This window comes from Vreelandella titanicae BH1 (assembly GCF_000336575.1).
Taxonomy (GTDB): domain Bacteria; phylum Pseudomonadota; class Gammaproteobacteria; order Pseudomonadales; family Halomonadaceae; genus Vreelandella; species Vreelandella titanicae.
In genome coordinates this window covers 861,382-886,434 of record NZ_AOPO01000001.1, presented here as the reverse complement: position 1 = coordinate 886,434, position 25,053 = coordinate 861,382, and the positions used below count along the sequence as shown (strand labels likewise).

Genomic DNA, 25,053 nt, shown 5'->3' with positions numbered 1-25,053 from the left:
AAACAGGGACACTCCTATGAATATCAAACTGCTGCTGGACTGGCGTCTTCACCTTACGGTGATTGTGACGTCGATGTTTGCCGAGTGGGTCGGCATCGCACGCATCCCCCTCGGGCCTGGAACACTGTTGTTATTACCGCTGCTCTACGCCTTTGTGATTGGTGTTCTGTTCAACCCTCATCTTTTTTCGGCAATGGGTAAGGTCATTCCCAAGCCGGTCAGCAATGCGGCGGGCCCGATTATTCTAATCGCCATCCTGCCGTTTATCGCCAAATTCGGTTCCACCATTGGCCCAGCGATCGAGCAGATCATCGCCGCCGGCCCTGCACTGATTCTCCAGGAATTGGGTAATCTGGGCACCATGCTCATAGCTCTCCCCTTTGCAGTATTAGTCCTCAAAATGGGACGTGAAGCGATCGGTGCCACTTACTCTATCGCCCGTGAGCCCAATATTGCCATTATTTCAGACCGTTACGGGCTGAGAAGCCCTGAAGGTATCGGCATTATGGGCGTTTACGTAGTGGGCACCATGTTCGGTACGCTCTACTTCGCCTTAATGGCGGGCTACATCGCCTCGCTGGATATTCTCGATATTCGTGCTCTGGCCATGGCCTGCGGGGTGGGCAGTGGCAGTATGGTGGCGGCGTGTTCAGCAGCTTTAGCTGAAGCGGTACCCGCATCCAAAGACGAACTACTCGCCTTTGCCGGGGCAAGCAACCTGCTTACCTACGCCACCGGTCTGTATATCTCGCTATTTATCGCGCTACCGATCACCGAGTGGATGTACAAGCGCTTAAAAGGCTCGCGCCAGGAGGTTAGCCATGAAAACTCATGAGAGCCCAATCGATCAGTTCGATGCTGAGGCGTTAAAAGAGCTACGTCCCGAAAATCAGCTAGGCAAAACCGCGTTGGTACTGGCGGCAGTGTGTGTGGCGGCGTGGTTTAGCAATATCGTCAACGGTTCACCTTTATTAGATGCGCTGCCCGGCATGTTGATTCTCTATGTCATGGTCATTATCGGCTTGGTGGTTGGGCGGTTTTGCCCTTTTTACCTGCCCAGCGTGGCCTGGGTGTCGCTGGTGAGTATTATCGCGACGCTGCCGTTCTTCCCGGGTAATGGGTGGATCATCGCACGGTTGGCCGAGGTGGATTTCCTGGCAGTGGTCACGCCGGTATTGGCCTACGCAGGGCTGGCGCTTACCGGTCGTGAGTTTGCCATGTTCAAGCAGACTGGCTGGAAGCTGGTGATTGTGGCCCTGCTGGTCTTTACCGGTACTTTTATTGGCTCTGCTGTTGTCGCCCATGTGATGCTTTAAGGATAAGACGATGACTGCTTCAGTAGACTTACCGGATCACGCAGAACTAAAAGCGTGGCGCCATGATTTTCACCAGCACCCGGAAACGGCTTTTGAAGAGCACCGCACCAGCGCACGCATTGCCGAGCTGCTGACTGAGTGGGGCTTTGAGGTAACCACCGGGATTGCCGGAACGGGTGTGGTAGCCGCGTTGGATGGTCAACAAGGTGAAGGTAAAACCATCGGCCTGCGGGCCGATATCGACGCCTTGGATATTCGTGAAGAGACTGCGCTTGCCTACGCGTCGCAAACGCCGGGCAAAATGCACGCTTGCGGCCACGATGGACACACCACCATGCTGTTGGGCGCTGCCTGGGCGTTAAAGCAGCAGCCGGATTTCAAAGGCCGGGTGGTGTTCATCTTTCAACCCGCCGAAGAGAACGCAGGCGGCGGGCGGGTGATGGTTGAAGAGGGCCTGTTTGAGCGCTTTCCCATGGATGCCGTGTACGGCTTGCATAACTGGCCGGGTCTGCCCGTAGGCGTCGCCGCGGTGCACGATACCGACGTCATGGCCGCCTTCGATATCTTTAGCCTGACGCTGACTGGCAAGGGCTGCCATGCGGCGATGCCCCATTTAGGTACTGATACGGTGTTGGCGAGCTGCCAACTGATCAGCCAACTGCAAGGGCTGGTGAGCCGCGAAACGCCGCCAGACAAATCTGCCGTGCTGAGTATTACCAGTATTAACGCGGGGGATACCTTCAATGTGATTCCCGAACAGGTGGCGCTTCGCGGCACGCTGCGCTGTTTTGATATGGTGCTTAAAGAGCACTTGGAGACACGCTTTAAGCAGGCGATTGCCAGCTTGGCAGAGTTTCACGGCTTAACCGTTGAGCTGGATTACCAGCGCTGCTATCCCGCCACTATCAATACCCCTGAACATGCCCAGCACTGCGCCTCGGTGCTGGAAAGCTTACTCGGCAGCGACAATGTGGTGCGCAACCCGCCGCCCAGTATGGCCTCTGAGGATTTCTCGTTCCTGCTGGCCGAGCGCCCAGGTGCCTATATCTGGATGGGCAATGGCGAGGAGTCCGCTTCGCTGCATAACCCCCGCTATGACTTTAACGACGCGTTGCTGCCGCTGGGCACGCGCTACTGGGTGGAGCTGGTAAGGGCGTTACTCGTCTAAATTCCTGACTTAATACACGTTATTCGCTCTCTGATGCCCTCTGGGTAGGGGAGCGTCTACCCGGAACATAGCGTCTTCATGACGTTTAAAGGAGCTTTACTATGTCTTTAGTCACCACCCCTTTATCGATTACCGTCATTGGTTTGGGGCAGATGGGCGGCAATATGGCGCTCACCCTCAAAGCAGCAGGGTTTGAAGTAACGGGTAGCGATGTATTTGAGCAAGCGCGATCGCGTCTTGCTGCTCAAGGACTAACCGTTGTGGCTCCCGAAGAATTACCCGCTAGCGACGTTTACCTGCTGTCGTTGCCCACCTCTGCCCATGTGCGTGAGGTGATCGAGCAATCGCCAGGCCTGCTTGACCTTGCGCCGAAAGGTAGCGTGATTGTCGATACCTCCACCAGTGACCCCGCCGTGACGCGTGAACTGGCCGAAAAAGTAACCGCAGCGGGCCTTCTATGGTTGGATGCCCCGGTCAGCGGCGGCCCGAAAGGCGCTGCCAGCGGCAAGCTAGGGATGCTGTTAGGAGGCGATGTCGCCACCATTGAGCGGGTATTGCCGATGCTGGAAGCCATGTCGGCCAAGCGTACCCATGTGGGCGGCCCGGGCAGCGGCCATGTGGTCAAACTTGCCAATAACTACCTGTGTGCCGCGCACTTGTTAACCACCGCCGAAGCCGTTGCTATGGCAGTCAAGGCGGGCGTTGACCCCGCGGCCTGCTTGGCGGGCCTTAACAGTGGCTCGGGGCGCAGCGCGGTCAGCGAGGTGAACTTCCCAGAGTGGGTGTTGAGTGAGCGTTTCGACTCAGGCTTTACCACCGGTTTGATGCGTAAGGATTTACGTTTGGCCCGGGATGCCGCTGAGCAACTGGATATCCCCTCGCCGCTGTTACAAGCCGTGGTCGATGCCTGGCACGCGAACCCCGAACAACCAACCGATAGCGATGACTTTAACCATATCACCACGCCGATATTAGCTCGTGCCAGCCAGGCGGAGGAGCAGTAATGAACGCACTTAGCCAACATGCCCAAGATCACCTTGCCACGCTACTCGAAGGTTTTGGATTAACGGCCACCACGCTGCTGAGCAACTGGGTTGATGGCGGTTTAGTGGCAGGAGAGGGGGACGTGATCACCCTGACCAATCCAGCCACCGGCGAAACGCTGGTGAGCTATCGCGATGCGGGTGCTGGACTGATTGAGCGTGCTACCCAAGCGGCACAGCGAGGCCAACGTGAATGGATGGCGCTAACCGCCAGCGAGCGTGGACGGCGTATGAATGCCGCCATACGCGGCCTGGCGGGCCATGAAGAGGCGCTGGCTCAGCTGGAAAGTGTGGTGGCCGGTAAGCCGATTCGTGACTGCCGGGCTGAAGTAGGCAAAGTACGCGAGATGTTCGAGTACTACGCGGGTTGGTGCGACAAGCAGCATGGCGAAGTGATTCCAGTGCCTACCTCGCATCTTAACTATGTGCGCCATGTACCTTACGGCGTGGTGGGGCAGATTACCCCCTGGAATGCCCCGATGTTCACCTGTGCCTGGCAGTTAGCCCCTGCCATTGCGGCGGGCAATGGTGTGGTGCTAAAGCCTTCCGAACTGACGCCCTTTTCATCGGTGGTGATTGCCAAGCTACTTGAAAGCGGCGGACTTCCTAAAGGGCTGATCAATATCGTCAACGGGCTGGGCAAGTCGACCGGCGCAGCGCTGACCGACCACCCTGCCATCAGCAAACTGGTGTTCGTGGGCTCTCCCCAGAGTGGTCGCATGATTGCTGAAGCGGGCGCGAGGCGGTTGGTGCCCAGCGTGTTAGAGCTGGGGGGTAAATCCGCCAATATCGTCTTTGCCGATGCCAAGCTGGATGAAGCTGTCGCGGGTGCCCAGGCGGCCATTTTTGCCGCCGCCGGCCAGAGCTGTGTGGCGGGCTCGCGGCTGTTGATCGAGCGCCCGGTGTTTGAGCAAGTCACCAGCCGTTTGGCGCGGGCGGCGGAACAGATTTCGGTGGGCCTGCCTAACGATGAAGCGACCCGCATGGGGCCTTTGCAGAATCACCGCCAATTTGAGCAGGTCACCCGCATGATCGACGCGGCGGTAGCCGCTGGCGCAACGTTGTTAACGGGCGGTAAACGGCCAGAGGGATTACCTACCGAGGCTCAGGGCTACTTTATCGCCCCTACCGTGCTGGTCGATGTCACGCCGGATATGGAGATTGCTCAACAAGAAGTGTTCGGTCCGGTGCTGGTGGCCATGGCCTTTGACAATGAAAATCAGGCCATTCAGCTCGCCAACGAGACCCGCTTTGGCTTGGCTGGCGCCGTTTGGAGCCAGGACGTAGCGCGAGCGCATCGCGTAGCTGGGCAACTGCGTGCTGGTACGGTATGGATCAATAGCTATAAGGCGATCAGCGTGATGTCACCGTTTGGTGGCTTTGGCGATAGCGGCTTCGGTCGCTCCAGCGGCTTGGATGGCCTGCGTGAATACACGGTGCCGCAAAGCGTCTGGGTGGAAACCGCCCCGGAAGCCAGCGTGGCGTTTGGTTACGGTAGCGGTGTTGGCTGATCGCTTACCGAGCCTGGGGCGCGAAACGCCTGCATCCAGCGCTGCAGGTGGCGTAGCAGCAGAATGCTGGCCTTGGGCTGTTGGCGGCCTACCCGCGTGACCATGTGGGCCTGGGAGCGCTGAAAAAGCGGATTATCTACCGGGCGCGCCACTAACGTGCCGAGCTCTAAATCGTGGGCGACGGCAAAGGCGGGTAGCAGGGTAATGCCCATGCCGCTGCGCACATATTGAGCCAGAATCACCATTGAGTTGGTATTCATCGCCATGCGCGGGGCTATGCGTGACTGCTGGAACGCTTGGTCGACCATTTGACGTACCCCATGAGTGGTGTCCCACATGGCCATGGGCTGGTCGCTAAGCTGAGTCAGGGTGAGCGGCGCCGTTTGGCTGGTTAACGGGTGGTCGGGCGGCAGAATGGCCATGAGTGGCTGAGGAGTAGATGACCAGAAACGCAGCTGGGGATGGGTACGCTCATGGAACATCAAGCCGATATGACTGTGATCGCCGACAACAGCGTCAATAATGCCCGAGGTGCCTGCGGTATGGATATCGAGCTGAATGCCCGCATAGCGTTGGGTAAATTCATGCAGTGGGGAGGCTACTAGGTCACTGACAAACCCTTCTCCGACGGTAAGCGATATCTTGCCGGTTTCCATGCGTTGGTAGGATTCAAGTGACGCAATAAACCCTTCATCAAGGGCGCCGCGGCGCTCGCAGTACTCAAGCAGCATTTCGCCTACCGGAGTAGGCGAAATGCCGTCGCGCTGACGCTCCATAAGCGTCGCTCCCAAGGCTTCTTCCAGCAAAGCAATTTGCCGGCTTACCGCCGAGGGAGCAATATCCAAGCGCGCCGCTGCGCGGCGCACGGAGCCAGACTCAAGGGTAACGCGAAAGTAAACGAGGCGTTGATGAGGTATGTCCATCGATAGCTTTTATACCTCTACCTTGTTCAGCCTAAATTTATTTAATCTAAGCCGTTACCCTATGCCAATCGTAAACCGCTACAAATACTTGAGTAGTTTTTGCAGCTTATTCATATCGGCGGAATCACCCACTAAGCGCACGTCGCCGTTTATCATGCCGTCGAGAAAGGCCTGCTGTGTTGGCTTTTTGAGCACTTTCAAGGCGGTATTCTGATCACGGAAGCGTAGCTCAAGATCTAAGTCCACAGGCAGCCCTTTGCCGGTACTGATACTTTTCGGTGTCATCCGGTAGTGGCGGGCAATACTTAGATCTTCCGTGGCAATCCCCCAGTCCAGGCCGCGCATGCGTTCTAACTGTTCACGAAAGCGCGGCTTGCGGCGCAGGGCACGTTTGAGCAGTACGCCCAGTAGCCACAGCGTCAGCTTGAGCTTCATTAAGAAACGGCGTCCTTAAGTCCTTTGCCTGGCTTAAAGGCAACGTTTTTGCTGGCCGGAATCTGCAGCGGGGCACCGGTTTGCGGATTTTTGCCGGTACGTGCTGCGCGCTCACGTACCGTGAAGGTACCAAAACCAATCAAAGCGACATCTTCGCCCTTAGCAACGCTGTTGGTGATCTCATCCAGAATAACGTTCAGCACTTGGCCAGCTTTATCTTTGGATAGGTCGGCACTTTCAGCGATGGCTGCAGCGAGTTCAGGTTTGCGCATAAGGAATCTCCCCTTTTTAAAAGAAATCAAACATCAAACAAATGCATGTTGTTGGGTGCGTAGCCGATTAGGTTAACTTCTCTAGCCTAGTCGTGAACGCGACGAAAATCAGCCTAGCAGTGCAGGTGCTGCTCTGGAAAGCTCCACTTTCCTTCTCACGCAGCCGCCTGTCAACGCAAAACCAATCAAACGACCGTCTTTATTTTCAGCCAAGGCACTGATATCACCGCCTTCGCCTTCAATTCGCCAGTGCTCAGGCGTGTTCGTTGGCGGGTAGGCCACCACTGGTAGCAGCGGCGTTTTAACCACTACCGGCCAAGCACCGAAGCTAACCGGCGTGGGCGCGCCTGAAAGGGTTGCCGCCAGCGCCTTAACGCTGGCTTGTAGTGGCTGCACGTACATGGCATTAACACCGTCTACGCAGGCTGCATCGCCTAGGGCGTAGATATTGGGGTGCGATGTACGCAACTGGCGGTCAACGACTATACCGCCAGGTGATACGTTTAAACCAGCCGATTCGGCAAGTGCTGTGCGAGGTGCAAGGCCGGTTGCCATCAACACGAGATCAGCGCTGACAGCGTCGCCGTTATCCAGACGTAATACGATATCTTCGCCGCTTTCGGCCGCTATCGAATCAATCGAACGTGCAAGGTGAAGATGGATACCTGCTTCGCTAAAGGCATCGCCTAGGGCGTTCCCTAAGGGCGGTGGCAGCAAGCGAGGAAGTAGGGTTCCTTCTGGGGCAATGAGGCTGACACGATGGCCGCCAGCGTGGAGATCGTTGGCAAATTCACAGCCGACCAGCCCCGCGCCAACAATCGCCATCCGTGCGGGGCCATGGCCTAGCGCCGTGTGAAAGCGGCGGTAGTCATCCAGGTCGTTAATGGTAAAGCAGCGTGGGGCTACGCTGGGCTCAATGCTGAAGGGCGCCCGTGGTGCAGCGCCAGTGGCCAGTACCAGTGTTTCGTAGCCGAGCACCATGCCGTCTTCAAGCAGAATTGTTTGGTTATCCACATCCAGTGCGGTTACCTGGGTGTGGATAACCATTTGGGCATTTAGCTCTTCGCCCAGGTCAGTAGCGCTGCGCTGGGCTAATTGTTCGGGCGCGAGGCCCTTGGCGAAGCCGGTGGAGAGCAACGGCTTGCTGTAATCATCGCCGCTGTCAGCGCTCACCAGCGTGATTGAGCGTTGGTCGCCCAATCGGCGCAACGCCCGGGCAAGGCCAACCCCTGCCATTCCAGTGCCAATAATCACCAGCGCAGCGTGAGAAGACGTTTTTTGTGTTTGGGTGGCGGGCATGCAGACACCAAAAAAGTTGCTAAATAAGATTGCGAAAAAAGAAGCGCTAAACCGAGTCGTTAAAAAAGTTGCTGAAACAAAAGCCTTTCAGTGCCCATGTTACACTAGCCAACCCGTTAATTGCCCTGGAGAACTCGGTGACGGCTGCTGCTTTTCGGCAAACTCCTCTATTTTCCCGCTGGCGCCCGATTGATGCGGCGCGCCCGGCGATGAGTGCTTCCTGGTGGCAGTGGGTTGCCTCCACCGACTCGTTAACCGCCCGCTTAATGGTCGCAGGTGGCGAGAAGCCGTTTCGAGTACGACTGCTGCGCCAGGGGGTTGGTTGGCCGCGCCAGGATGAGGCTCAGGCGCTGGGCATTGGTGCCAAGCGTTACGCCTGGCTGCGGGAAGTGGCGCTGTGCTTAGATGGAACGCCATGGGTGGTGGCGCGCTCGGTCGCCCCGCTCTCACAGGTAAAGGGCCAACGGCTAGAGTGCCTGGGCGAGCGCTCGCTAGGTAGTTGGCTATTTCGCCAGCCGGGTTTAGTGCGTGGGCCATTGGAAGTAACGACGCATTCCCCCCAGTTTGCTAGCGTCAACGGCATACAGGAAGGCTGTGCCTGGGGAAGGCGCTCTGTTTTTTATCACGGCTGTAAGCACGGCAGTCTGTCGTTATTAGTGCAAGAGTATTTTTTGACGGCGATGGCGGATGATCTTGGCCTGCCTTCGCGCTAGGCTAGCGCCTGCATCTTATTCTTCGTGAGGTAAGCATGGATCGTTCACTGTTGCGGCCGAAGGGATGGGCTCGCGTGGCAGATTTTTTACAGCTGATGCGCTTGAATCGGCCGATAGGCACATGGCTTTTGATGTGGCCGACGCTGTGGGCATTATGGGTGGCTGCGGAAGGTGTACCAGGGCGAAATGTGCTGCTGATTTTTGTGGCCGGCGTTTATGTGATGCGCGCTGCGGGCTGCGTGGTCAATGACTATGCGGATCGCCACTTCGATGGGCATGTGAAACGCACAAAACAACGTCCGCTAGCGACGGGCCGTATCAGCGAAACCGAAGCTCAACTGCTGTTTATCGCCCTGGTGGCCGCTGCGTTTATTCTGGTATTACTGACCAACTGGTTTACGGTGCTGCTCTCGCTGGGCGGGGTGCTGCTGGCGATTATTTATCCGTTTATGAAGCGCTATACCCACTTTCCTCAGGTGGTGCTGGGCGCGGCTTTTTCCTGGGCAATTCCGATGGCTTTTGGCGCCGTGCTCGGCCACGTGCCGCTGGAAGCATGGCTGCTATTCTGCGCTAATGTGTGCTGGACAGTGGCCTACGATACCCAGTACGCCATGGTCGATCGCGACGACGATTTAAAAATTGGCATTAAATCGACGGCCGTGCTGTTTGGAAATGCGGATCGTTTGATTATCGGCTTACTCCAGCTAGCCACCCTGGGGTTGCTGGCTTGGGTAGGCTGGTGGGTTGGTTTAGGTGGTTTCTTCTGGTTAGGGCTAGCGGCAATGGCAGCGACTTTTCTGCATCAGCAGCGCTTAATTCGCGACCAGGAGCGGGATGCCTGCTTCCAGGCGTTTCTCAATAATCACTGGTCGGGACTGCTGATTTTTGCCGGTATCGCGCTAAGTTGGTGGCCTGCGGCTGGCTGATCGAGGCGATTGTCATGTAATTGTCATCAAGTCATGGTGTTATCGTCACTGACATGTCATTGATCTGTTTTTCTTTGAACTGTTTTTCTTTGAACTAGTTTCTTTGAACACCGTGAGGCTCTGGTATGACCGCCAAGACCGTTCTGATTGTCGATGATGAGGCGTCGATTCGCGAGATGATCGCGGTAGCGCTGGAAATGGCTGACTATCGCGTGCTCGAAGCGGATAACGCCCAGGATGCCCATGCCATGGTGGTCGACCACCAACCCGATTTACTGCTGCTGGACTGGATGATGCCCGGCACTAGCGGTATTGAGCTGGCGAGACGCCTAAAACGTGAAGAAACCACCGCTGAAATCCCGATTATTATGCTCACCGCGAAAGGCGAAGAGGATAATAAAATTCAAGGGCTTGAAGCCGGTGCCGATGACTATATCACCAAGCCTTTTTCACCCCGGGAATTGGTGGCACGGCTAAAAGCGGTGCTGCGCCGTGCGACGCCACGTGGCGTTGAAGACCCGATTGAGATTAACGGCCTGCTGCTTGATCCGGTGAGCCACCGGGTAAGTGCCCACGGCAAAGCGCTGGAAATGGGCCCCACCGAGTACCGTTTGCTGCAGTTTTTTATGACTCACCAAGAGCGCGCTTACACACGTAGCCAGCTGCTTGACCAAGTGTGGGGCGGCAATGTTTACGTTGAAGAGCGCACGGTCGATGTGCATATCCGCCGCTTGCGTAAAGCGCTGGGCGACGTGCATCAAAACCTGATCCAAACGGTTCGGGGTACCGGTTACCGTTTCTCTGCACGGGTGTAAATGTGCGTTTATGGAGTCGTGAGCTGTGGCGAATAGCGTGGCTGGCCACGCTGGGCACTTGCTTGGGCTGGCTGTTGGGCTCGGCTGGGCTGGGGCTTGCAGCAGGGCTTGCGGGATGCTTATTTTACCACTTACGACAGTTACGCGAACTCTATTTGTGGCTCACCCTCCACCCTAACGATGAACCGCCTGCCGCTCGCGGGATGTGGGGCGAGCTATTCGATCGTTTATACCGCTATCAAAAAAGTCAGCGCATCACCCAAAGCCGTCTGCGGGCTACTTTGGCACGTATTCAAGAGTCGTCTGAAGCAATGCGTGATAGCGTGGTCATGCTTGATCGCCACGGTGATTTGGAGTGGTGGAACAGCGCCGCCACCGCCATGCTGGGGCTACAAACCGCCCATGATCGTGGTCAACACATTACCAACCTGCTGCGCGACCCGGGCTTTATCAGCTATTTTAATTCGCGTAACTACAGTGAGCCGTTAACGCTCACCTCACCGATTGATGAACGGCGAATCCTGCAGTATCAAATTACCCTCTACGGTGACGACGAACGCTTAGTGATGGCTCGCGATATCACCCGCTTGCATCGTCTTGAGCAGATGCGGCGCGACTTTGTCGCCAACGTTTCCCATGAGTTACGTACGCCGCTGACCGTTCTCTCCGGCTATTTGGAAACCTACAGTGATATCTCCGACCAGCTTCCGCCGCGCTTGGGACGTAGTATTCAGCAAATGCAGGAACAGACCCAGCGGATGCAGAATCTGGTCAACGATTTATTGCTGCTCTCGCGTTTGGAAATTGACCAGGGCGGCCAAGATCATCATCCACTGTCACTCGAGCCTTTACTGCAAAGCGTTTGTGATGATGCGCTGGCCCTATCGCATCAACGTCATACTATCACCGTCGCCCTTGAGAGCGATGCCCGACTGTTAGGCAGTGAACAGGAGATTCGCAGCGCCGTCTCTAACCTTGCCTTTAATGCGGTTCGCTACACGCCTGCTGGCAGCCAAATCACCCTGCGCTGGAAAGCTAGCGCTACTGGTGGCGGCTATATCGATGTGGAAGATAACGGTGAAGGGATTGATCCCGTTCATATTCCCCGACTAACAGAACGCTTTTACCGTGTTGATAAGGGGCGCAGCACTGCGACTGGCGGCACAGGTTTAGGCTTGGCGATCGTTAAGCACGTGCTGTTGCGCCACGATGCGCAACTACAAATTGAGTCCCTTCCCGGCAAGGGTGCGTTGTTTCGCTGCGCCTTCCCCCCCTCGCGTCTTGTTTAATTTAGCAAGTCATCCCATCGCATAATATTTGTAGCAATGTGCAATATTGGCATGCAAGGTTGGTAAAGCTTTACCCATGTGCCATTTTTACACAGCTTAAAGCGTTGTGTCGTGACTCAGTCGATGCCTTTTTGGCATAACTTATTTTTAATTAAGAGACTGATTTTGTTGTTTTTATTTATATGCTTAAGTTTTTTGGCATGCCTTCTGCAGAGTACAGATTGAAGGAAGATGACCGCAGGAATTGCTGGCTTCTCAGTAAGCCTTTCTTTCTTCATTAAGCGGTACTAAACAGCGATCGGAGGTAGGATATGACGTCCAAGGATTTTCTCAAGAAAGCTGGCATTTTAGGTGTATCTTTTGGTCTGATGGCAAGCCCATTAGCTTTTGCACAAACCGATGAAAATTCGGCGATTGACGAAAACCAAGGTATTACCGCTGACGAGCAACCGATGGATTCCCAAGGTACCGGTAGTTCAACTGGCAGTGATACAACAGACATGACTGACGATTTAACCCATGACGAAGGTGATGGTGCCAGCGACATGGATCCGCAATCAAGCAGTCACTCAGACGATGCTGAGTATGACAAGGATGAGCTTGTAGAAGAAAATGGCGGTAGCTAATTATCAATGACCTTTTAGATATCATTAAAAGCTTTTTCAGAGAATGAATAAGCGATTAACAGGATGTTACAAAAGCAAGAATGCTTTTAAGATTCACGGATGAATCAGTAGGCAATCAGAACACTAGTCAGGGTTAATTCCAAGGTTGGAGCCCCGCACAAGGAGTGGAAGCTAGCGTTAGTTATTACCTATAGCCAATTCTGATATCGGGCCCCGCAATGCGGGGCCTAATTTTTGCTGCCTACTTTTTATCTCGCTTATCCCCCCGCTACTTTCTCCCCTATCTTTTCCGCCGATCTTTCTTTGCGCCTCTCTATCCAATGCCATGTCTTGTTTTTTATGAATTGATGCCGTAGCGCTTTGTTGGCATCGAGCCTTTTATTTTGCTGAGTGTGTCATAAAGGCACAGACAGTTTTGCGCATGTGTCATTAGTGCACATGTAATTAGCGTGCTTTTGTTTTTAGCGGTGTATAATTGTGCACAATGTATTTATTTTAAATTATTGATTTATATAATTATTTTATTTTTATAAGAGAGTTGGCATTACATATGCTATCTAGAGGTAGTGAAGCTAGCCGCAGTGAGATCTGGCCAGAGAGCCCTTCTCACTTCACTTCAGCGGTATCAAACGGTCACCAGGAGTAAATAGTATGTTTAACGATTTTGTTAAAAAAGCAGCCGTCGTAGGTCTCTCTTTTGGTTTGCTGGCAAGCCCGCTTGCCTTTGCCCATATGTCCATCGAAGCAAATCAAGATTTGACCGTTGACGATGAGCCTATTCAAGCTCAATCACATCATACCTCGGGTCAGGCTAAATTTAGCCCCTCTGATTTGATGTATGACGAAGGCGACCGCCCTCGAGTCATCAAGGCAGAGTCGCATCACACTAGCGCTCAAGCGGAGTACACAGCAAAAGATTTGACCCAAGACGTAGGTGATGGAAACGTTTGGTAACAAAAATTTGCAATTCTGAAGAAATATATTACGATTAACATGTGATCTAAACACGCGAAAGCGTGTCACACCGATACGGATGCATATCGATTCAAGGAATGAATCAAACGACAATCAGAGCGTTGGTCAGGGTTAAATTCCAAGGTTGGAGCAGCCCCGCAAAAGGAAAGGAAGCTAGCGCTAGTCATTGTCAAAGTCTTGTGTCCTTAGACCCTGCTGATGCGGGGTCTGATTTTTTGTGGCATCCAACACCTCTCCCACACTATTCTTGTTTTAGTTTAAGGTACGGCTTTCTAGCGGAGCCTAATTTCATTGCGTCGCTATTTATACACTGCCCATCATCAGCCTGCCGGTGGGTTATGTCTCAGGCATCCGGTCTCACAATCATTTTGACCGTAAAGGGTGAGCTAACTTTTTTGACGCCTAATATGCAACGCAAAGCGTAATAGCCGTTCTAATCATCAATGAACGGAATCCATGGATAATGAGGAGAACATCTTGCTGTTAAAAGAAATGAGCCAAAAAGTCGCCATAGTAGGTATTGCTTTTGGTTTGGTCGCGAGCCCCATGGCGATGGCGCACTCATCTATTGAACTGAACCAAGACCGTACCGCTGGTCAGAATGTCATCAACAAACCTGAGTCGCATGCAGCTTCCAAACCATCTCATGTCTCTGCGGGCGACTTGAACCGTGACGAAGCTGATAGCTTGGACTTTTCGCCTTCCAGTAGCCGTCCTTCTACGGCTGAAAATGGGCCTACTTCTCGCCAAGAGGGTTACACTCCTGGAGAACTCAACCGGGATGAAGGTGATAGCACCGACTGGTAAATAATAGGATAAGTGTAACTGCTAATGTAAGCGTTACTCGCTAAAAACCCCGCTTCGGCGGGGTTTTTGCTATGTGTTAAAAGCCAACGACATCAGTGGTGATGCCCATCAGCAGCTTCGCTACCGTCTTGGGCGCTCTGTATCCAGACCTCGATGTCTACGTCACCTTGTTCAGCGAAGGTGAGCGTGAGGGGAAACCGCTCACCCTCCTTCAGCGGCTCGGTTAAGCCAATCAGCATTAAGTGAAAGCCGCCACCAGGGCGCATGGTATAAGTCTCCCCTGCCTCGACACGAATCTCGTCCACATGCCGCATCTGCATCATATCGCCGTCCATTTGCATATCGTGCAGCTCAACGTTGCTGCTCGCAGGACTGCTCGCGCCAACCAGAGTGACGGGGCCTGAAACGGCGGTGATATCAAGGTAGGCGGCACCGTTTACCGCACCCGGTGGGGTTGGGGTAGCGAAGGGGTGCGCAATGCGAAGAGTCTCTGTTTTTACGTCGTGGGCTAACGCCATAGATGTCATCGAAATAGACATAGCGCCAATCAAGAGTACGCCACCCAGCCAAGCCATCGATTTTATCATGCGGTGATTCCTTTGTTGTTGATTGAGCCCAGGATAGACGAACAAAATATAAAGGTAGCAAAGTGACGTAGCCTGGGTAATAGGCGCCTACTGCGGTGTAATGCCACGTGCATCGCCACGTTTGTCGCTACGTACGTCTCTATAGTGGTCGTCCCACAGCAGTACGGCACCCGCAACGGCGCCGGGAATCAAAAACAGGTTGGCCAGCGGAATCCAGGTAATTAAGGTCACTAACCCCCCAAAGGTGAGGCTTTGCCACCAGCGCTTAGAGAGCCGTTGGCGCATATCGGCAAACGTTACTTTGTTGTTATCCATTGGGTAGTCTAGATAAGTGATTGCCATCACCCAGGCAGAAAACAGTGCCCAGAGTAGCGGAGCAACTATATTGACGCCTGGAATCCAGCTAAGCACAAATAGGCCTGCGGCACGAGGCAGAATATAGGCGAGCTTAACAAACTCGCGTCCCACAGCATCGATGGCTGTTTTGGTCAGGTTTCGGTCATCAATGGGTTCGCGGCCAGTGGCTTGGATTTCAACTTTGGCGGCTAAAAAGCCGTAAAAAGGGGCTGCAATCAAGCTGGTAACCAGCGTGAAGGTAAAAAACACCACCACCAACAGGCTAATCACAAACAGGGGCCAGATAAGCCAGGATAACCAGTCAAGCCAAGCGGGTACCATGCCCATCCAATGGGCGAGCCAGCCATCAAAACGGTTGAGCACAAAGCTGAACATGCTCACGTAGACAATCAGGTTGACCAGAATAGGCAGAAAAACATAGCGGCGCATACCCGGTTGATACACACAGCGTGTACCTCGGCTAAGCGCAGTGACAGCATCCAGCATTTAGGTGAGCTCCTCGTGATTCCAACGTCCAGGCTGCGTGGCAGCCTGGACGTATTGCAGGAGGAAAGCCCCATCAGGTCAAGACTTTTTTGGCACCTGTGGTTCCAGTTCATCGGTGTCGCTATGGCGAATATCCAGACCTTTGACGAGATAGACCACGTACTCAGCAAGGTTATCGGCGTGGTCGCCTACCCGCTCTAGCGCGCGCAGTACCCACATGATGCTGAGTACTGACGTAATAGAGCGTGAGTCTTCCATCATAAAGGTCATTAATGAGCGCATAGCGCTGCTGTACTCGTCATCCACCAGTTCGTCTTCGCGTACGACCTGCATAGCTAGGTCGGTATCAAAGCGGGCAAAGGCGGTGAGCGCATCGCGCAGCATTTTTCGTACGTGCTCGCTAATGTGACGCACCTCCACCAGGCCACGAATGGTGCTAGAACTTTCGCTCAGGAGCAGGGCGTTGCGGGCGATTTTACTGGCTTCATCACCAATGCGCTCTAAGTCTGAGGTGGCGCGGATGACGGCCAGCACCAGACGCAAATCGGAAGCAGCAGGCTGGCGGCGCGCCAGTACGCGGGTGCATTCGTCGTCGATTTGCAGCTGCAGGTCGTTGACTTGGCGGTCATTGTCACGCACCTGCTCGGCTAATCGGGTGTCTCCTTCCAGTAGGGCAAAGACAGCGTCCTGCACTTGTTTTTCCACCAGACCGCCCATGGCCATCAGGTGGGTTTTCAGCTCTTCCAGCTCCTGGTTGAACTGGCGAGAGATATGCTGGCTGTGAGAGTCGCTAGTAATATCCATGGAGCACTCCTGACGGTTCAGTTGCTAAGGCCTAGGTGATACGGCCGGTGATGTAGTTTTCAGTGCGTTGCAAACGGGGGTTGGTGAAGACCTGATCGGTAGGGCCGTATTCAACCAGCTCCCCTTGATGCAAAAAGGCGGTGTAATCCGATACGCGCGCCGCTTGTTGCATATTGTGGGTGACCAGGATCAGCGTCAGCTCCGACTTGAGGTTACGGATCAACTCCTCAATTTTGAGGGTTGAAATTGGGTCTAGAGCTGATGCTGGCTCATCAAGCAGTAGCACGTCGGGTTGTACTGCTAAGGTACGGGCGATCACCAGACGCTGCTGCTGGCCACCGGAAAGCTGCCAAGCGGAACGGTGTAGGCGGTCTTTCACTTCATCCCACAGAGCGGCGGAAGTTAGCGCCCACTCAATAATGTCGTCCCTTTTGCGCTTGGGCATGCGCTGTTGCAGTCGTAGCCCAAAGGCCACGTTTTCATAGATCGACATAGGGAAGGGGTTGGGCGTTTGAAACACCATCCCGACACGCCGCCGCAGCTCAGTCACATTCATTTGCGGGTCATGAATATCCTGCCCTTCCAGCGTGATTTGGCCGCTGTGGGTGACTGACTCATTAAGATCGTGCAAACGGTTAATTGCCCGTAACAACGTCGACTTACCGCAACCTGACGGGCCGATAAAGGCCGTTACACGATGCCGGGGAACACTGAGGGTTAACTCGCGCAACGCCTCTTTCCCCGCGTAGGCGAGGCTAAAGTGATCGATACTCAGGCAGCTGTGCTCGGACGAAAAGTGCGCCACTGGTGCCTGAGAGGTATTGGCTGAATGTAATGACGCTAGCATTCGTTTCCCCGTTGACGCCTAAGATAATGACGCAGAAATATGGCAGTTAGGTTAAGCACCAGCACAATTAACACTAAAAGTAGCGCTGTGGCGTAAACCAGCGGTATGGCAGCCTGCACATCTTCGCCGTGAAAGGCGGTATCAAATAAATGATAGCCAAGGTGCATGAACTTGCGCTCTAAATGTAGGTAAGGAAACTCACCATCGATGGGCATTTGAGGCGCCAGCTTAGCGACGCCAACCAGCATTAGCGGCGCCACTTCGCCGGCCGCGCGAGCTACTGCTAGAATGATACCTGTCAGCATGGCAGGGGCTGCCATGGGCAGTACAATGCGGGTGAGCATCTCTAAGCGCGTAGCGCCGAGCGCCACGGCGCCTTCCCGCTGCGCCTCGGGAATCCGCGCTAACCCCTCTTCTGTTGCCACAATCACCACCGGTAGGGTCAGCAGTGCCAGGGTGAGCGACGCCCATAACAGGCCGCCGGTGCCAAAGGTGGGCGAAGGTAGGGTATCGCTGAAAAACCACTCATCCAGCGAGCCGCCAATGCCGTAAACAAACACTCCCAACCCAAATACGCCATACACAATCGACGGAACGCCCGCCAGGTTGCGCACACCAATACGTACCAGCCGGGTCAGCCGCCCCTGGTGAGCGATTTCATTGAGATAAATAGCGGCCAGCACCCCAAACGGGGTCACCATCACCGACATTAAAATCACCATCAGCACCGTGCCAAATATCGCGGGCCAGACGCCACCGTCGGTATTGGCGGCCCGTGGGCCCTCACTCAGAAACCGCCAAACCGCATCCCCCCAGGCGAGCGTTTTCTGCCACACGCTCATGGCATTGGGAGCCTGAGCGCTCGCCACGCTGGCCAGCGGTTGGCGCAGGATTTGGCCGTCCACGGTGGTAAGCAGCAGTTGGCTATCCTGGCGTTGGCTGGCGGGAAGTGCCAATAAAGCGTTTAATCGCTGCCAGGCAGCGTCTCCCTCCCAGCGTTGATCATGCTGCTCAATGGCCACCAAACGGCCAATAAAGTCACCCCAGGGGCTGCGATCAAGACGAATCAAATCGTCTGGCTGGGCGCGCTCGGCAATTTCATCAATCACCACCCAGCGCCAGCGAACGCCCTCTATATCCTGGTTGCCGGTAAAGTAGAGGCGTTCATCCCCAGCTCGCTGGGGTAGCGCGACTTCGCGCACAGCTTGACCAGCAAAGGTTTCACCCGAGTCAAGGGTGACCTCTTCCAGCGTAGCGGGCCAAAAGTGCCCTAGCCCGCGTACCAGCAGTAGCGCGAGTAAGGCGCCCAGCATCAGCAGGGAGAGCGCTACGCTGGCTGCGCAAAGCCAGGGCCATACATCATTTACCCGGCTAAAACGACGGCGGCGAGAGGCGGTGTGGGTCGCAGAGTTCATCATGTGCCCCCCATCTGGCGGAAGCGGCGGCGTAAACGCTGGCGGACGACCTCGGCAAGGGTGTTGACCAGAAACGTGAAGATAAACAGCACCAGTGCAGCCAAGATCAGCAGATGGTAGGTTTGGCCACCGGGTGACGCTTCAGGCAGCTCAATGGCGATAGCCGCGGCCATGGAGCGCATGCCTTCAAAGGGGCTGGCGCTAAACAGAGCCGTATTACCGCTGGCCATAAGCACTATCATGGTTTCGCCCACCGCCCGGCCCGCACCGATCATTATCGCCGAGAAGATACCTGGGCCCGCTGCCACCAGCGCCACTTTCCATAGCGCCTGCCAGCGGCTGGCCCCCATCGCCTGGGCGCCCTCGATTAAGCTAGCAGGCACATCGGCGAGCGCGTCTTCTGCCAGTGAATATATGCTGGGAATAACGGCAAAGCCCATGGCAATGCCGACAATCAGTGCGTTACGGGTGGCGTAATCCATGCCATAGCGCTGGTCGAGTAACTGGCGTAAATCACCGCCTAACCACTGCTGCTCCATCCAGGGCGCGAGCCATAGTGCTATCGCCACCATTACAGCGAGCCAGGGAACGAGCCAGAGGCCCGCCCAGGAGAGCGGTAAGCGGCGGCGTAGGCGTGTTTTGGCCCACTGCCAGAGTAAGCCGGCAAGCGCTGCGCTAAGCGGCAGCCAAATGATCAGCACCAAAGCGCTGGCGAGATGGCGCTCTACCCAAGGTGCCAAAATAAGCCCGGCAATAAAGCCCACCACCACACCGGGGATCGCCTCCATCATTTCGAGCGCGGGCTTGATCCGCGAGCGCAGGCGCGCTGACATAAACAGCGCGGAGTAGATGGCGGCCCCCAAGGCCACGGGAATGGCGAACAGCAGTGCGGCTAGGGCGGCTTTGAGCGTGCCCCACGCCAGGGGAGAGAGCTTAGCCAGCGCTAAGGTATCGCCAATCGCCAGCAGCGGCAGGGTTTCCCACACCAAAAAGACACCGATAGCCAGAATTGCCAGCAGCACGCCTATGCCGCCAGCGGTGATTAAACCGGTGGCCATGCGGTCTTGCAGTAGCCTAAGTGGCTGTCGAGAAGAGGTTAACCGAGGTAGGGTCATGTGGATATCATGGCAAAACCGAGGTGATCATAGCGCTGACCAATAGGTAGTGAAAAACCAGAATGTGGTGAAAAACAGTGCATAGACAGGATCCCTACCCTAAGACAATTATGTGTCAGTTAGATGACAGTGGTTTACCACCTCTGTTGTGCACTAAGGACACTGGAGGTTAATGGTACAAAGCCGGATGCGCGCGCAATCTGCTGGCCCTCATCGGACATAATCAACTTGAGCAGTGCTTGCTCGGCGGGGGGTAAGTTCTCCCCCGGCGGTAGGTTCACATAGAGGTAAAGATAGCGCGACAGCGGGTAGTCACCGCTCTGTATCGCCGCTTCATCGGGCGGTATCGCAATGCCATCATCGTTATACAGGCTCAATGCATGCACGGCTGGGGTGAGGTGGTTAAACCCCGCATAGCCCATCGCATTGGCAGATTCGCCAACGGCCGCGACCACCGCCGATGAGCCGGGGTGTTCACTAATGTCGTCACGAAAAAGACCGCCACATAACGCCCGCTGTTGAAATAGCCCATGGGTACCCGAGGCAAGGTTACGCCCATGCAGCGCAATGCTACCAAATGACCAGTCACGGGTTGCCGATAGCTGCTCCCAGCGCCTGATCGGCGTTTCGCCACCGCAGGCCAGCGAGGTTGAGAAGATCGCATCAACCTGCTGGCGGGTCAGAGCGCGCAAGGGGTTATGGCGGTGTACGACTACAATCAATGCGTCACGGGCGACTTTTAATTCCAGCGGTGGATAGCCATAGCGCTCAATAAAGTTATCACGCTCTTCGCTGGTCATCGCACGAGACATCGGGCCTAGCCGGGTGGTGCCAGCCATCAGCGCCGTGGGCGCACTGGCTGAACCACTTGCTTGAAACTGCAGCTTCACGTCAGGATAGCGGGTGGTGAGGGTTTCACCCCAGCGCAGCATTAGCCCCGCCATAGTGTCGGAGCCCACCGCGCCCAAGGTGCCGCTAATAACTGTTGGCTGCTGCCCCCAGGTCAGGGGCGTTATCAGCATCAGTATAAACGCCACTCCGCTCAATACGGTGCGACGGACGGCGGAAGTTAACCTCCGATTAATGCAAAGAGTCGTCAAACGAGTATTCAAACGAGCGTCCTCTTATGGTTAACTAAATTCATTCCTTTGTGTTGCGATGCAGCAACACGCATAAACAACGTGCCACTCTGCAACGTTTACAACAATAAACTGACTAAGCGACTAACTCATGACTCTTCTGGAAACCGATTTGGATGACGTACCGGCCCCTCAAGGGCAGCTTACTTTAAAACTACTGGCTTCCCGCCAAGATACCAATTTTTATGGTGATATACCCGGTGGATGGCTGGTCAATCAAATGGATCAAGCGGCTGAGCTGGCGGCCGGTCGTGAAGCGGGTGGTCGCACGGCGACCGTGGCGATTGAAGCCATGGACTTTTTAAGCCCGGTGCGCGTTGGCTCAATGGTCAGCGTTTACACCCAAGTGCAAGAAATTGGTCATAGCTCGATCAAGATTGATGTGGAGGTCTGGGTGCGTCCTCCCCATGGGCAACGCATAGAGGAGCGCCAAAAAGTTACCGAGGCGCGCTTTGTGATGGTTGCGTTGGACGATAATGGGCGCATCCGAGCAGTACATAGCGACTAGCTCACTTCAACTTGAAATAGCAAAAGGGCGCTTAGGGCGCCCTTTTGTCGTGCTTGTCATTTACTTGTCTAGCGGCTCATTAACCGTCGACGTTATCGCGGTTCTTGAGGTAGGCGTATTCACCCACATCGCTGAACGGGCGCAGCAGCTTCTGGAAAGCCGAATAAGACTCGTAAACACGGCGAGACTCTTCGTCGCTGTCGACCTGGCGCTGGATGGCTTCCAGTGAAGAGGTGTGAAGCGCTGCCATTACGTCGTCAGGGAAAGTACGTAGCTGAACGCCATGCTCATCGACCAGAGTTTCCAGTGCTTGCGCGTTGCGGAAGGCAAATTCGCTGATCATGGCCAGGTTAGACGCCCGCGCCGCTTCGCGGATCACGTCCTGCAGGTCTTCTGGCAGGGAGTTCCAGGCATCCAGGTTGATCGTCCCTTCCAGTACCGCAGAGGGCTCGTTCCACGCCGAGGTGTAGTAGTAGTCAGCCACCTGATGCAGGCCGAATGCCATATCGTTATACGGCCCCACCCAGTCAGCGGCATCCAGCGCGCCGGTTTGCAGCGAGGTGAAAATTTCTGAGCCTGGCATAGTAACCGTACTGACGCCGATGCCGTTCATCGCCTCACCCGCCAGGCCCGGCAGGCGAAGTTTCAGCCCCTGCATGTCGTCGAGTGAGTTGATCTCTTTCTTGAACCAGCCCGCCATCTGCGTGCCGGTATTGCCCACGGCAAACGGCTTCAGATTGTGATTGGCGTAGATCTCATCCCAAAGCTCCTGACCGCCGCCGTGGTACAACCAGGCGTTCATTTCGGTAGTCGTCATACCGAAGGGTACAGCGGTAAAGAACTGTGAGGCAGCGACTTTGCCACGCCAGTAGTAAGAGGCAGAGTGGCCCATTTCAGCGGTACCAGCTGCTACCGCATCGAAGACTTCCAGGGCAGGTACCAGTTCACCCGCGCCGTGGACGCGGATCTGCATGCGGCCGTTGGAAAGCTGTTCTACCCGGCGGGCGAAATCATTCGCACCAGTACCCAGGGCAGGGAAGTTTTTTGGCCACGAGGTGACCATGTCCCAGGTGAAGGTTTCTTGAGCGCGAGCACTTGAGGTGGTTACGAAGGGGGCGGCAACGGCCCCGGCGACGCCAAGGCTGGCAGTTTTGAGGAAGTGACGGCGTTGCATGGTGAGCAAAACTCCGGAGATTATAGGATTTTTTTGTCAGCGCGCACAAAGGCGCAATGTCCGTTCGCCAGTATGCGCTAAGCGGGTTTTAATCGGCAAGCCATTGCACTCAACGCCACGCGCGTAGCGGCTTAAAGCGGCGTTAGCTTAGCAAAACCAAGCACTAGCCATTTGACCCCTTCGCCTTCAAAGCTGACCTGTACCCGGGCGCGGGCACCTTCGCCTTCCGCGTTAAGAATAATCCCTTCGCCGAACACCGGGTGCTCAACGCCTTGGCCGACATGTAAGGCGGGTATATCACCGCTGCTCTCGACACTTTGCTGAGCAAAGGAGGTGCGCGACGCGGTGACTGGGCGGGAAATATGCCCGCGCAGACGGACTTCTTCGAGTAGGTGCGGCGGTAGTTCGCGCAAAAAACGCGACGGGCGTGGAAACACTTCTTTGCCGTGCAGGCGGCGGGTTTCGGCGTGTGTGAGGTAGAGCTTCTGCATCGCGCGTGTGACGCCGACGTAACAGAGCCGGCGCTCCTCTTCGAGCCTACCCGGCTCTTCCAGGGACATCTTGTGTGGAAACAGCCCCTCCTCGACACCGGCAATAAATACTACCGGGAACTCCAGGCCTTTGGCGGAGTGCAGCGTCATCAGCTGTACGCTGTCCTCAAACTCTTCGGCTTCGTGGTCGCCTGCGTTAAGAGCGGCCTCTGAGAGAAATGCTTCCAGTGCCGCCATGCCTTCGCCCGCTTCAGGCGCTTCAAAGACATCGCCTTGGGTAAAGGCACGGGCAGCGGTAACCAACTCTTCCAGGTTCTCGACCCGCGCTTGGCCTTTCTCGCCGCGCTCACTTTTGTGATGCTCTATCAGACCCGTGTGTATCGTGACGTGATCGATAATTTCGTGCAGCGCCATGCCAGAGGCATCGTTATCGAGCTGCTCGATCAGGTTGGCGAAGGTTTGCACGGCATTGGCCGCGCGGCCTTTCAATGTGCCGTCGTTAATCGCATCGTGGAGCGCTTGCCAGAGAGGGATACTTTGTTCCCGAGCGCGCAGGCGGACAATCTCGACCGTGCGCGTGCCGATGCCGCGAGTGGGTACGTTAATCACCCGCTCCAGCGAGGCATCGTCGTCGCGGTTGAGCATCAGGCGAAGGTAGGCCAGGGCATTCTTGATTTCCAGGCGCTCGTAGAAGCGGTGGCCGCCGTAAATACGGTAGGGCATGCCTTGGCGAATCAGCGTCTCTTCCAGCAGCCGCGACTGAGCGTTTGAGCGGTAGAGAATCGCGATATCGCGGCGGTTAAAGCCTTCGTCGACCTTCTCCTTGATGGTATCGACGATATAGCGGGCTTCTTCCAGGTCGTTAAACCCAGCGTAAATTGAGATCGGCTCGCCTTCGATGCCGTCAGTCCACAGGTTTTTACCCATCCGCTCGCTGTTGTGGCTGATCAGCGTATTGGCGGCTTCCAGGATGGCGCTGGTGGAGCGATAGTTCTGTTCAAGCCGTACGGTGTGGGTTTGCGGAAACTCTTGCTCAAAGCGGCTGATATTCTCCACCTTGGCACCGCGCCAGCCGTAGATCGACTGGTCGTCATCACCCACCGCCGTCATCGGCGTCTTCATGCCGGTGAGCAGTTTTAGCCAAGCGTATTGCAGGGTATTGGTATCTTGGAACTCATCTACCAGTACATGACCAAAGCGCTCCTGGTAGTGGTTTAACAGCGCCGGGTTGTCGCGTAGTAGCTCCAGGCTTCGCAGCAGCAGTTCACCGAAATCGACCAGGCCGCCGCGCTCGCAGGTAAGTTGGTAGCGCTCGTAGAGCTCGACCATCTGGCCCATGTAGGCATCGCCATCCACATTGACTTGGTGTGGGCGCAGTCCCTCCTCTTTGCAGCCGGAGATAAAGTGCTGCACTTGGCGGGGTGGGAAGCGTTCGTCGTCGATCGAGTAATCTTTCAACAGCCGTTTGACCAGGCGTAGCTGATCGTCAGAATCGATAATCTGAAAGTGTTGCGGTAGCTTGGCGTCCTGCCAGTGGGTGCGCAGCAGGCGGTGGGCGATGGAGTGAAAGGTGCCCACCCATACATGGCGCATCGAGATGCTCAGCAGTGCCTCAAGGCGGGTGCGCATCTCTTTGGCGGCTTTATTGGTAAAGGTCACTGCCAGCAGGGCATAAGGGGACAGCCCTTCGGCCTGCATCAGCCAGGCGATGCGATGCACCAGCACGCGGGTTTTACCGGAGCCTGCGCCTGCGAGCACCAACAGATTACCTTGGGGGGCGCTCACTGCTTCGCGCTGGGCGGAGTTGAGCTGATCGAGAATCGCCGTGACGTCGTCCATAGTAGCCGCTGCCGGATCAAAAAATAGGCGGCTAGTCTAGCACAGCCAGCGAACTGGCTGTGTATACAGGTGTAGTGATTGCAGTTATTCGCAACTGCTACCTTTAAAAACTTTCTAACAGGGACGAGGGCAGGCTGAAGCGAGGGTCTTTTGCCATGGATGGCAAAAGTAGC

26 protein-coding genes are annotated in these 25,053 nt (G+C 55.4%); 13 read left to right on the top strand and 13 right to left on the bottom strand.

Going from position 1 to position 25,053, the window contains the following annotated elements; translation table 11 throughout:
* Positions 1-16 precede the first annotated feature (16 nt).
* From HALTITAN_RS03905 to HALTITAN_RS03885, 5 genes are all read left to right on the top strand, one after another.
* Positions 17-835, top strand: a complete 819-nt coding sequence (locus tag HALTITAN_RS03905) for a DUF3100 domain-containing protein (protein ID WP_009286305.1) — start codon at positions 17-19, stop codon at positions 833-835.
* Positions 822-1,316, top strand: coding sequence for a hypothetical protein (locus HALTITAN_RS03900; RefSeq protein WP_022521100.1), 495 nt, complete (start codon positions 822-824; stop codon positions 1,314-1,316). The genes HALTITAN_RS03905 and HALTITAN_RS03900 overlap by 14 nt, the downstream gene beginning before the upstream one ends.
* Before the next feature lie 10 nt (positions 1,317-1,326).
* Positions 1,327-2,484 carry a M20 aminoacylase family protein gene (locus tag HALTITAN_RS03895; protein ID WP_009286304.1) on the top strand — a complete coding sequence of 386 codons (1,158 nt, stop codon included), beginning with the start codon at positions 1,327-1,329 and terminating at the stop codon, positions 2,482-2,484.
* Positions 2,485-2,585: 101 nt separating this feature from the next.
* Positions 2,586-3,488 (top strand): NAD(P)-dependent oxidoreductase, encoded by a 903-nt coding sequence (locus HALTITAN_RS03890; RefSeq protein WP_009286303.1) that lies wholly within the window; start codon positions 2,586-2,588, stop codon positions 3,486-3,488.
* Positions 3,488-5,038 carry an aldehyde dehydrogenase family protein gene (locus HALTITAN_RS03885; protein ID WP_009286302.1) on the top strand — a complete coding sequence of 517 codons (1,551 nt, stop codon included), beginning with the start codon at positions 3,488-3,490 and terminating at the stop codon, positions 5,036-5,038. Before HALTITAN_RS03890 ends, HALTITAN_RS03885 begins: the two co-directional genes overlap by 1 nt.
* On the opposite strand, the gene HALTITAN_RS03880 is transcribed toward HALTITAN_RS03885, so the two are convergent.
* The 4 genes from HALTITAN_RS03880 to HALTITAN_RS03865 form a co-directional block, all read right to left on the bottom strand.
* The gene (locus HALTITAN_RS03880) at positions 5,017-5,961 is read right to left on the bottom strand and encodes a LysR family transcriptional regulator (protein ID WP_009286301.1); all 945 of its coding nucleotides are present in this window, start codon (positions 5,959-5,961) and stop codon (positions 5,017-5,019) included. The genes HALTITAN_RS03885 and HALTITAN_RS03880 overlap by 22 nt on opposite strands.
* A 78-nt stretch (positions 5,962-6,039) precedes the next feature.
* The gene (locus HALTITAN_RS03875; RefSeq protein ID WP_022521104.1) at positions 6,040-6,396 is read right to left on the bottom strand and encodes a hypothetical protein; all 357 of its coding nucleotides are present in this window, start codon (positions 6,394-6,396) and stop codon (positions 6,040-6,042) included.
* A complete protein-coding gene (locus HALTITAN_RS03870; RefSeq protein ID WP_007112276.1) occupies positions 6,396-6,668 on the bottom strand; it encodes an HU family DNA-binding protein in 273 nt (90 codons plus the stop codon). Before HALTITAN_RS03870 ends, HALTITAN_RS03875 begins: the two co-directional genes overlap by 1 nt.
* A gap of 108 nt (positions 6,669-6,776) precedes the next feature.
* Positions 6,777-7,967, bottom strand: coding sequence for an NAD(P)/FAD-dependent oxidoreductase (locus tag HALTITAN_RS03865; RefSeq protein ID WP_009286300.1), 1,191 nt, complete (start codon positions 7,965-7,967; stop codon positions 6,777-6,779).
* A 137-nt stretch (positions 7,968-8,104) separates the two neighbouring features.
* On the opposite strand from HALTITAN_RS03865, the gene HALTITAN_RS03860 reads away from it, so the two are divergent.
* The 7 genes from HALTITAN_RS03860 (at position 8,105) to HALTITAN_RS03830 (ending at position 14,118) form a co-directional block, all read left to right on the top strand.
* Positions 8,105-8,680 (top strand): chorismate--pyruvate lyase family protein, encoded by a 576-nt coding sequence (locus HALTITAN_RS03860; protein ID WP_022521107.1) that lies wholly within the window; start codon positions 8,105-8,107, stop codon positions 8,678-8,680.
* A gap of 35 nt (positions 8,681-8,715) precedes the next feature.
* Positions 8,716-9,606 (top strand): 4-hydroxybenzoate octaprenyltransferase, encoded by an 891-nt coding sequence (gene ubiA, locus HALTITAN_RS03855; RefSeq protein ID WP_009286298.1) that lies wholly within the window; start codon positions 8,716-8,718, stop codon positions 9,604-9,606.
* A 125-nt stretch (positions 9,607-9,731) separates the two neighbouring features.
* On the top strand, positions 9,732-10,421 hold the full coding sequence (gene phoB / locus HALTITAN_RS03850) for a phosphate regulon transcriptional regulator PhoB (RefSeq protein ID WP_009286297.1): 690 nt from the start codon (positions 9,732-9,734) through the stop codon (positions 10,419-10,421).
* A 2-nt stretch (positions 10,422-10,423) separates the two neighbouring features.
* Complete coding sequence (gene phoR / locus HALTITAN_RS03845) at positions 10,424-11,710, top strand: phosphate regulon sensor histidine kinase PhoR (RefSeq protein WP_009286296.1); 1,287 nt, start codon at positions 10,424-10,426, stop codon at positions 11,708-11,710.
* A gap of 311 nt (positions 11,711-12,021) precedes the next feature.
* Complete coding sequence (locus tag HALTITAN_RS03840) at positions 12,022-12,336, top strand: hypothetical protein (protein ID WP_022521110.1); 315 nt, start codon at positions 12,022-12,024, stop codon at positions 12,334-12,336.
* Positions 12,337-12,987: 651 nt separating this feature from the next.
* Entirely contained in the window at positions 12,988-13,290 is a 303-nt protein-coding gene (locus tag HALTITAN_RS03835; protein ID WP_022521111.1) for a hypothetical protein, read from the top strand.
* Positions 13,291-13,788: 498 nt separating this feature from the next.
* Positions 13,789-14,118 carry a hypothetical protein gene (locus HALTITAN_RS03830; protein ID WP_152419218.1) on the top strand — a complete coding sequence of 110 codons (330 nt, stop codon included), beginning with the start codon at positions 13,789-13,791 and terminating at the stop codon, positions 14,116-14,118.
* A 92-nt stretch (positions 14,119-14,210) separates the two neighbouring features.
* Here the strand turns inward: HALTITAN_RS03830 and HALTITAN_RS03825 are convergent, their stop codons facing one another.
* The 7 genes from HALTITAN_RS03825 to HALTITAN_RS03795 form a co-directional block, all read right to left on the bottom strand.
* Positions 14,211-14,705, bottom strand: a complete 495-nt coding sequence (locus HALTITAN_RS03825) for a copper chaperone PCu(A)C (protein WP_039857790.1) — start codon at positions 14,703-14,705, stop codon at positions 14,211-14,213.
* An 87-nt stretch (positions 14,706-14,792) separates the two neighbouring features.
* The gene (cysZ, locus tag HALTITAN_RS03820; protein ID WP_009286295.1) at positions 14,793-15,548 is read right to left on the bottom strand and encodes a sulfate transporter CysZ; all 756 of its coding nucleotides are present in this window, start codon (positions 15,546-15,548) and stop codon (positions 14,793-14,795) included.
* A gap of 78 nt (positions 15,549-15,626) precedes the next feature.
* Positions 15,627-16,352 (bottom strand): phosphate signaling complex protein PhoU, encoded by a 726-nt coding sequence (gene phoU / locus HALTITAN_RS03815; RefSeq protein ID WP_009286294.1) that lies wholly within the window; start codon positions 16,350-16,352, stop codon positions 15,627-15,629.
* A 31-nt stretch (positions 16,353-16,383) separates the two neighbouring features.
* Positions 16,384-17,199, bottom strand: coding sequence for a phosphate ABC transporter ATP-binding protein PstB (gene pstB, locus HALTITAN_RS03810; RefSeq protein ID WP_009286293.1), 816 nt, complete (start codon positions 17,197-17,199; stop codon positions 16,384-16,386).
* Positions 17,193-18,617: a phosphate ABC transporter permease PstA gene (gene pstA, locus HALTITAN_RS03805; protein WP_009286292.1), complete on the bottom strand. Its 1,425-nt coding sequence runs from the start codon at positions 18,615-18,617 to the stop codon at positions 17,193-17,195. The genes pstB and pstA overlap by 7 nt, the downstream gene beginning before the upstream one ends.
* Positions 18,614-19,729, bottom strand: coding sequence for an ABC transporter permease subunit (locus HALTITAN_RS03800; protein ID WP_009286291.1), 1,116 nt, complete (start codon positions 19,727-19,729; stop codon positions 18,614-18,616). The genes pstA and HALTITAN_RS03800 overlap by 4 nt, the downstream gene beginning before the upstream one ends.
* A 134-nt stretch (positions 19,730-19,863) precedes the next feature.
* Positions 19,864-20,751 carry a PstS family phosphate ABC transporter substrate-binding protein gene (locus tag HALTITAN_RS03795; protein ID WP_152419217.1) on the bottom strand — a complete coding sequence of 296 codons (888 nt, stop codon included), beginning with the start codon at positions 20,749-20,751 and terminating at the stop codon, positions 19,864-19,866.
* Positions 20,752-20,959: 208 nt separating this feature from the next.
* On the opposite strand from HALTITAN_RS03795, the gene HALTITAN_RS03790 reads away from it, so the two are divergent.
* Entirely contained in the window at positions 20,960-21,376 is a 417-nt protein-coding gene (locus HALTITAN_RS03790) for an acyl-CoA thioesterase (protein ID WP_022521117.1), read from the top strand.
* Positions 21,377-21,455: 79 nt separating this feature from the next.
* On the opposite strand, the gene HALTITAN_RS03785 is transcribed toward HALTITAN_RS03790, so the two are convergent.
* Positions 21,456-22,550: a TRAP transporter substrate-binding protein gene (locus HALTITAN_RS03785; protein WP_022521118.1), complete on the bottom strand. Its 1,095-nt coding sequence runs from the start codon at positions 22,548-22,550 to the stop codon at positions 21,456-21,458.
* Positions 22,551-22,681: 131 nt separating this feature from the next.
* Positions 22,682-24,880 carry a DNA helicase II gene (uvrD, locus tag HALTITAN_RS03780; protein ID WP_009286288.1) on the bottom strand — a complete coding sequence of 733 codons (2,199 nt, stop codon included), beginning with the start codon at positions 24,878-24,880 and terminating at the stop codon, positions 22,682-22,684.
* Positions 24,881-25,053: the final 173 nt, after the last annotated feature.